A 7,305-nucleotide genomic window follows, 5' to 3' on the forward strand; every position below is an offset into this window, starting at 1 on the left:
AAACCTAAATTCCTTAAATTAAAGGGATTTAGGTTTTTTTTTGCATTGAAAAGGATAGGTATGAAAAACAAACAGCTTGCCGAATCAATTATTCAATATGTTGGGGGTAAGGACAATGTTATCAGCTTAGTGCATTGTGCTACTCGTTTAAGATTTGTATTGAAAGATGATAACAAAGCCGATGCAGAAACATTAAAAAAACTGGTCGGGGTTATTACTGTTGTACAAAGTGGAGGACAATTTCAGGTTGTTATTGGTAATAATGTTGCTGATGTATATAGTGACATTATGCAACTGACAAATCTTAATGAAAATAACGAACCAGCCTCGCAATCAGGCAAAAAATCGGGGATTTTCTCTAAATTGATTGATCTTGTTTCGGGAATTTTTATTCCAGCACTTGCTATACTTGTTGCTGGTGGGATTTTAAAAGGTTTAATCTCGTTGTTACAAGTAATCAATGTCATTATCCCTGAAACACCTACTTATAATTTCCTATTTGCCATTGCTGATGCACCTTTTTATTACCTACCTATTATTTTAGGATTTTCTGCTGTTAAAAAATTTGGCGGTAATCCCTATGTAGGCATGGCAATTGGTGGTGCATTAGTTCACCCTAATATTGTCGGTATGATGAAAGGCGCATTAGAATTACAAACCGAATTCTTTTCAATCCCAATTAGTCTAATCCCTTATGCATCATCGGTATTTCCAATTATTTTAGCGAGTTGGGTATATTCTATATTTGAACGAGTTTTTAATAAAATATTGCATGATTCATTTAAAAAATTTATCTCGCCATTACTCAGCATATTAATTACCGTACCGTTAACTTTTGCGGTTATTGGTCCAGTTGTGTCAATGTTAAGTGACCTTATTGCCTCTGGAATTATCTTCATCTATCAATTAAACCCTGTAATTGCTTCAATGATTTTAGCCGCTAGCTGGCAAATCATGGTGATATTTGGGGTTCATTGGGGATTAGTACCATTTTCAATGAATAACTTGGCTCTTTATCATGAAGACTTTATGTTACCTATTTTATTACCGGCTGTTTTTGCACAAACAGGGGCTGCATTGGCGGTAATGTTACGTTCTAAAGATAAACAATTTAAAGCATTAGCAAGTTCATCTGTATTATCAGGGATTTTTGGTGTAACAGAACCCGCAATCTATGGTGTGAATTTACCATTAAAAAAACCATTTATTATTGGTTGTTTGTCTGCCGCAATCGGTGGGGCTATTGTTGGTTACCATCACACTGTCACTTATTCATTTGGTATGGTTAGTATATTTTCATTTTTACAATTAATTCCAATTGAAGGGGTCGATTCAAGATTTTATGCGGTTGTTATTGCTACAATTATTTCCTTTGCAATTGCAACAATCGTTACTTATTTCTTTGGTATACCTAAAGATAAATCTCAAACGGATGAAATTGATAATTCATCTTCTAACAATATGGAAACTGAACATAAAATCACGATCTACAGCCCAATGACAGGCAAAGTCAATCCATTAAGTGAGGTAAAAGATCCTACATTTGCCAGTGAATTAATGGGTAAAGGTATTGCAATCATTCCAACTGTTGGTCAAGCTGTCGCCCCTGATGATGGTGAAGTTGTGTCATTATTTCGAACTAAACACGCAATTGGCTTTCAAACAGAATCTGGAGCTGAAATATTAATTCATATCGGTATTGATACCGTTAAATTGGATGGTCAACATTTTGAAGCTCATGTAGAAACTGGTAGCAAAGTAAAAAAAGGTGATTTGTTAGTCAGTTTTGATATAGAGGCAATTAAACAAGCTGGTTTTGAAGTTACCACACCAATTATAATTACTAATAGTGATAGTTATCAAGATATACAACGTATCTTTGAACAAGATAATATTAAAAGCGGAGAGGCTTTATTAGCGTTATCCCAAAATAAGGAGTAAAACATGTCAACAAAATTTCCTAATGATTTTCTTTGGGGCGGTGCCATTGCCGCTAACCAAGTTGAAGGGGCTTACCGTGAAGATGGTAAAGGTTTATCTACATCAGATTGTACGCCAAATGGTTTATTTGGTGACATCATCAATCGCAATGAAACTGATATTGCTAGTATAAAAGACAAAGCTATCGATTTTTATCATCGCTATCCTGAAGATATTGCTCTATTTGCTGAAATGGGTTTCACTTGTTTACGAACATCAATTGCTTGGACACGCATATTTCCTAATGGCGATGAAGAACAACCAAATGAAGCTGGCTTAGCCTTTTATGACAAATTATTTGATGAAATGGCAAAACACAACATAAAGCCACTAGTCACTTTATCACACTATGAAATGCCCTATTATCTTGTTACTCAATATGGTGGATGGGAAAATCGTAAAGTCATTGAATTTTTCACTCATTACGCTAAAACTGTTTTTGAACGCTATAAAAATAAGGTTAAATATTGGCTTACCTTCAATGAAATCAACATGTCATTACATGAACCTTTCACCGGTGTTGGTTTGGACAGAAATAGCACCAAACAGCAAATCTACCAAGCAATCCATCATCAATTAGTTGCCAGTGGTCGAGCAGTTAAACTCTGTCATCAAATCATTCAAGATGCAAAAATTGGTAACATGTTATTAGGCGCTGTGGCTTACCCCCTTACGCCAAAACCTGAAGATGTTTGGGAAACTCATCAAGAAAATCATGGTTGGTTATTTTTTGGAGATGTTCAGGTGCGTGGCTATTACCCAACCTATATGAATCGCTTCTTTAAAGAAAATCATATTAAGCTTGATATTACTGAACAAGATAAACAAGATCTTAAAGAAACAGTCGATTTTGTTTCATTTAGTTATTACATGAGTTGCTGTGCAACAGATGATGAGTCACAAAAAACCAAAGGTAATATTTTAGATATGGTGCCTAACCCTTATCTTAAGGCATCCGAATGGGGGTGGCAGATCGATCCAATTGGAATTCGTTATCTTCTTAATTTACTTTATGAGCGTTATCAAAAACCGTTATTTATTGTCGAAAATGGCTTAGGTGCCAAAGATAAATTAGAAGCAAACAATACAATCAATGATGATTATCGGATTAATTATATGAATGATCATTTAGTACAAATCCGAGAAGCCATTAATGATGGTGTTGAAGTTATGGGATACACCAGTTGGGGACCAATAGATCTTATCAGCGCATCCAAAGCCGAAGTCACTAAACGCTATGGATTTATTTATGTAGATCTAAATCAAGATGGCACAGGCACATTAAATCGCTATAAAAAGAAAAGCTTCTACTGGTATCAATCCGTGATTTCATCAAAAGGTGAAAATTTGAAAGCATAAGATAATCTGGGAGGATTGACGCTGCTCATCTCCCCTATTATTTTTTAATAAACATGTGACAAGGTAAATAGCTAATCGAATGGAGATATAAATTATTTAAATTAATCATATTACTATAAAAAACACATATACATAAAAATAAAACAAAACTTTAAATTATTGGATTGTTACTGCTTTTTGGCAGGCAAAACCTAAATATTAATTAGAGAATTATTCTCTGATTTAGTATTTAGGTTTTTTTAATATAAAAAACAATTAGGAAAAGGAACAATGAAAATAAAATATTTCACAATAATGCTATTAGGGATATCAGGTTATTCTATGCTAGCAAATGCGACAACCCAAAACTCAATCCTCGATGATACATTTTTTAAAGACACCAAATTTGTATTTTCTACTCGAAACTATTGGAAATATTTAAAAGAAAATGCATCCCAACCTAAAGAGGTACACAGCGCTTGGGGGCAAGCATTTAGCTTTGATTATAAATCAGGTTATTTATTTGACATGATCGGTTTTGATGTCACCTATGATAACATAATAAGATTAGGCGCCAGTGATTACTTTGCGACCCGTAATCTACTTTATAACGATGGTAAAGGCTATAACAAACATAACGCTCACGGATTTAATAAATTTACCCAACGTTATGCCAAAATAAAATTAGGTAATGATGCTATTAACTTTAATGGGAAAGCTGGTTGGCATAGCATGAAGGATTTAGGTATCATAAGTTCAACCCAACATCTTACCCGCAATAGTTATCTTGGTTATAGCGGAATTCTAAAATATGATAACGTTTATTTTTCATTGGCTTATATTGATAGCACCCTACCCCGCGAATCCGCTAAAAAATTACGTTTTTTAACGGCAGATCGTAAAAAAGTCATTAATAATATTGCAACAGCTGAAATCGCTTATAAAAATAAAGATCTTACTTTAGATTATTCTTATGGTGTTGCTAAAGATTATTTAAGGCGCCATGTCATTGAATTATCGTATAAACCAATACAAAAATTAATCTTAGGCGGACAATTCTACGGAAGTTATGCTCTTGACAATTATGATGCCATGAAACAAAACAAAAAGGAGTTTGAAGATCACGCATGGCACTATGCAACCGATGTCGAATGGAAAGAAGAAGACTGGAGTATTAAAGTCGGTTTAGCTTATACAGACGCTAACAAACATAACGCTATCGGATATTATAATCGACATTTAGGTAAAAATACTCGTGCTCGCTTTAACGGTCTTGCCGCTGCTGGCTCAGATTATTTACGTGATGGTGAAATGGTACTAACAACTGTAATGAGTTATGATTTTGTTAAAAATAATAGCACTGGTCTATATATGAATTATGGCCAATTTAACTACAAACATAATACATTAAAAAATGGCGAAATTAACGTTTTTGATATATGGAAACCAACTAGTGGCGCTTTTAAAAATTTTTCTATTTTATCGAAGGTTGGGTATGGTTGGTCTTATAAAACTGTCAGTGCTTCAGACCTTACACCTAAACTTAGACATGGAAAATACCAACGTTCACCTTCACTTTCGGCGGAAACGGTAATTGATTACCGATTTAATTTATTATAAAGAGGACAAAACAATGAAAAAATTTATTATATTAATTAGTACATTAATTATTTCAATAACAACCTTATCACAAGCTTTTGCTGATGATGTTTATCTCTATGTCACTCGCCATGGTAAAACTATGTTTAATAACGTACACCGTGCCCAAGGATGGTCTGATACACCGCTAACAAAACCAGGTGTCGAGGTGGCAGAACAACTAGGACGAGGATTGAAAGGTGTCAAATTTATTTCAGTCTATTCAAGTGATTTAGGTAGAGCACGACAAACTGCTCGCATTGTTTTAGAAGCTAAAGGCGATAAAATTCAAATTAATGAAATGGAAGGCTTACGTGAACAGTGTTTTGGCGATTATGAAGGAGATTTTGATCCGAACATGTGGACACCAGCAGCACAGCATTTAGGTTATGCATCAGATAAAGAGTTAATGGCGGATATGGCTCAAGGCAAGGTTACCCTAAAAACAATGATGGATGCAATCGCCGCAGTTGAAAAATCAGGCGAAGCCGAAGACTACAATAAAGTAAAAAATCGTATGCAAGCATCATTAAAAACCATTGCTGAATCAGCCAAAGCACAAGGTGGTGGCAACGTGCTTGTGGTATCTCACGGTTTAGCAATTATGGCTATGGTTCAAGAGTGGCAAGATAAACCAATTACAGCTGGATTAGGTAACGCAAGTGTTACTAAAATTCGTTACACCGACGATGGTAAATTTATTGTTGAAAGCCTTGGAGATATGAGCTACGTCGAAAAAGGCAAGAATCAAGCAAAATAACTTCAAAATATATGGCTCACCAATGAGCCATATTCCACATTTACTATTAGCTCATAATATTAATCGATAAATTTGTAGTATTTATCGTCATAAACAAGCATAATTTAATAGTGTATTTATTAAATGTTACTAAAAGATCAATATGTTTTATTTATGCAATTATTCATCTCCAGTGGGACTAATAACCCTAGCCAGTCAACAAAATAAGCTCGTTGGGGCTTGGATTGAAGGTGAAAAATATTTTGGTCACACACTCAATACACGAACAGAAGAAAAATCTAATTTACCCATTTTTAACTCTACAAAAAAATGGTTTGATGATTATTTTTCAGGAAAAAGACCGAATCCATACCAATTAGAGCTTGCGCCAAATGGCACACCTTTTCGAAACTTAGTATGGGAAATTTTATGCAAAATTCCATATGGCCAGGTCATTACTTACGGCGATATCGCAAAACAGATCACCATTAAAACAAACAAAGCAAGCATGTCTAGCCAAGCCGTAGGCGGGGCTGTTGGTCATAATCCCATATCAATCATTATTCCTTGCCACCGAGTTATCGGCGCAAACGGTAATTTAACTGGTTATGCTGGTGGAATAGATAAAAAAATAAAGTTATTAGAAATAGAAGATGTTTATATCAAAGATTTTTTCATTCCAACTAAAGGAACTGCACTTTAAATTGTAGTTACATTGTTTTTCATTCTAAATTTTTAACTGATGGAATAACGATAAAGCACTACTCCACCAGTTAAAAATTGAGTTAATAAATAATATATTCCATCAACTAAAAAATGTTTTAATTTTAGTATTATAAATACGGTTTTATTACACAAATAAAGCAATACTCTCAACTTTATAAAGAAAAAAGTTACACAATAAAATTACCCCTTACATACAACATAGTTATTCCAAGAGTCATTTCCCGTGCCTATATGCCCAGAATCAGAATATACATGATATTGTTTAGAAGAAGATTCTCGATCTCGTGTCCAATAAACACCATCTCGCCACTGAGAATCAGGATAAGCTCTTTGATTGATAAATCCCCACTCACTAAATAATGAACCATCAATCGCTCGAGTAAAAATTCCTCCCCAGAAAATAGCAGGATCGATCTCTATAGTGGTAGTGGGAGCATTTGTTAACTCATTCACGCTTAGAAGATTATTAATACTGTAACTCTCCCCTAAAATAGTACAGCAAAAAAGTAGAAAATTCTCTATGATAAAAGTAAAAGGGGATTTAATGATGAAAAAAATGACTGAACATCAAATCGTCGCTATTTTAAAAGAAGCTGAAGCAGGTATTCCTGTCAAGGAACTCTGCCGTAAATATGGCATGGGTAATTCAACTTTTTATAAATGGCGGGAAAAATACGGCGGCATGGAAACTTCGGATATCAAACGCTTAAAAGAGCTGGAGGCTGAAAACCGCAAACTTAAGCAGATGTTTGCCGAGCTGAGCTTAAAATCACAGCTTCAGGAAGAAATCATAAAAAAGCTTTAGTGCCCACAAAGGCCCGTAAAACGTGGGCACAGCAACTACAACAAAATCATTCTGTTACTATAGCTATGAGCTGCGCTAT

General features: G+C 34.6%; 6 protein-coding genes and 1 pseudogene. 6 read left to right on the top strand and 1 reads right to left on the bottom strand.

Going from position 1 to position 7,305, the window contains the following annotated elements:
• The first annotated feature begins 60 nt into the window (after positions 1 to 60).
• The 5 genes from A9G37_RS03520 to A9G37_RS03540 all read left to right on the top strand — a co-directional run bounded on the left by A9G37_RS03520 (position 61) and on the right by A9G37_RS03540 (position 6,398).
• Positions 61 to 1,941 (top strand): beta-glucoside-specific PTS transporter subunit IIABC, encoded by a 1,881-nt coding sequence (locus A9G37_RS03520; RefSeq protein ID WP_034909875.1) that lies wholly within the window; start codon positions 61 to 63, stop codon positions 1,939 to 1,941.
• A gap of 3 nt (positions 1,942 to 1,944) precedes the next feature.
• On the top strand, positions 1,945 to 3,339 hold the full coding sequence (locus tag A9G37_RS03525; RefSeq protein WP_034909877.1) for a glycoside hydrolase family 1 protein: 1,395 nt from the start codon (positions 1,945 to 1,947) through the stop codon (positions 3,337 to 3,339).
• 270 nt (positions 3,340 to 3,609) lie between these two features.
• Positions 3,610 to 4,938 carry an OprD family outer membrane porin gene (locus tag A9G37_RS03530; RefSeq protein ID WP_034909880.1) on the top strand — a complete coding sequence of 443 codons (1,329 nt, stop codon included), beginning with the start codon at positions 3,610 to 3,612 and terminating at the stop codon, positions 4,936 to 4,938.
• A 13-nt stretch (positions 4,939 to 4,951) separates the two neighbouring features.
• Positions 4,952 to 5,716, top strand: coding sequence for a histidine phosphatase family protein (locus tag A9G37_RS03535; RefSeq protein WP_034909954.1), 765 nt, complete (start codon positions 4,952 to 4,954; stop codon positions 5,714 to 5,716).
• Positions 5,717 to 5,858: 142 nt separating this feature from the next.
• On the top strand, positions 5,859 to 6,398 hold the full coding sequence (locus tag A9G37_RS03540) for a methylated-DNA--[protein]-cysteine S-methyltransferase (RefSeq protein ID WP_034909882.1): 540 nt from the start codon (positions 5,859 to 5,861) through the stop codon (positions 6,396 to 6,398).
• Positions 6,399 to 6,601: 203 nt separating this feature from the next.
• On the opposite strand, the gene A9G37_RS03545 is transcribed toward A9G37_RS03540, so the two are convergent.
• The gene (locus A9G37_RS03545) at positions 6,602 to 6,874 is read right to left on the bottom strand and encodes a hypothetical protein (RefSeq protein ID WP_034909884.1); all 273 of its coding nucleotides are present in this window, start codon (positions 6,872 to 6,874) and stop codon (positions 6,602 to 6,604) included.
• Positions 6,875 to 6,965: 91 nt separating this feature from the next.
• Between A9G37_RS03545 and A9G37_RS03550 the strand changes: the two are divergent.
• Positions 6,966 to 7,220, top strand: a pseudogene (locus A9G37_RS03550) (transposase); the annotation flags it as partial.
• Between the last annotated feature and the right edge of the window lie 85 nt (positions 7,221 to 7,305).

The organism is Gilliamella sp. GillExp13 (assembly GCF_001690815.1).
GTDB lineage: Bacteria > Pseudomonadota > Gammaproteobacteria > Enterobacterales > Orbaceae > Gilliamella > Gilliamella bombi.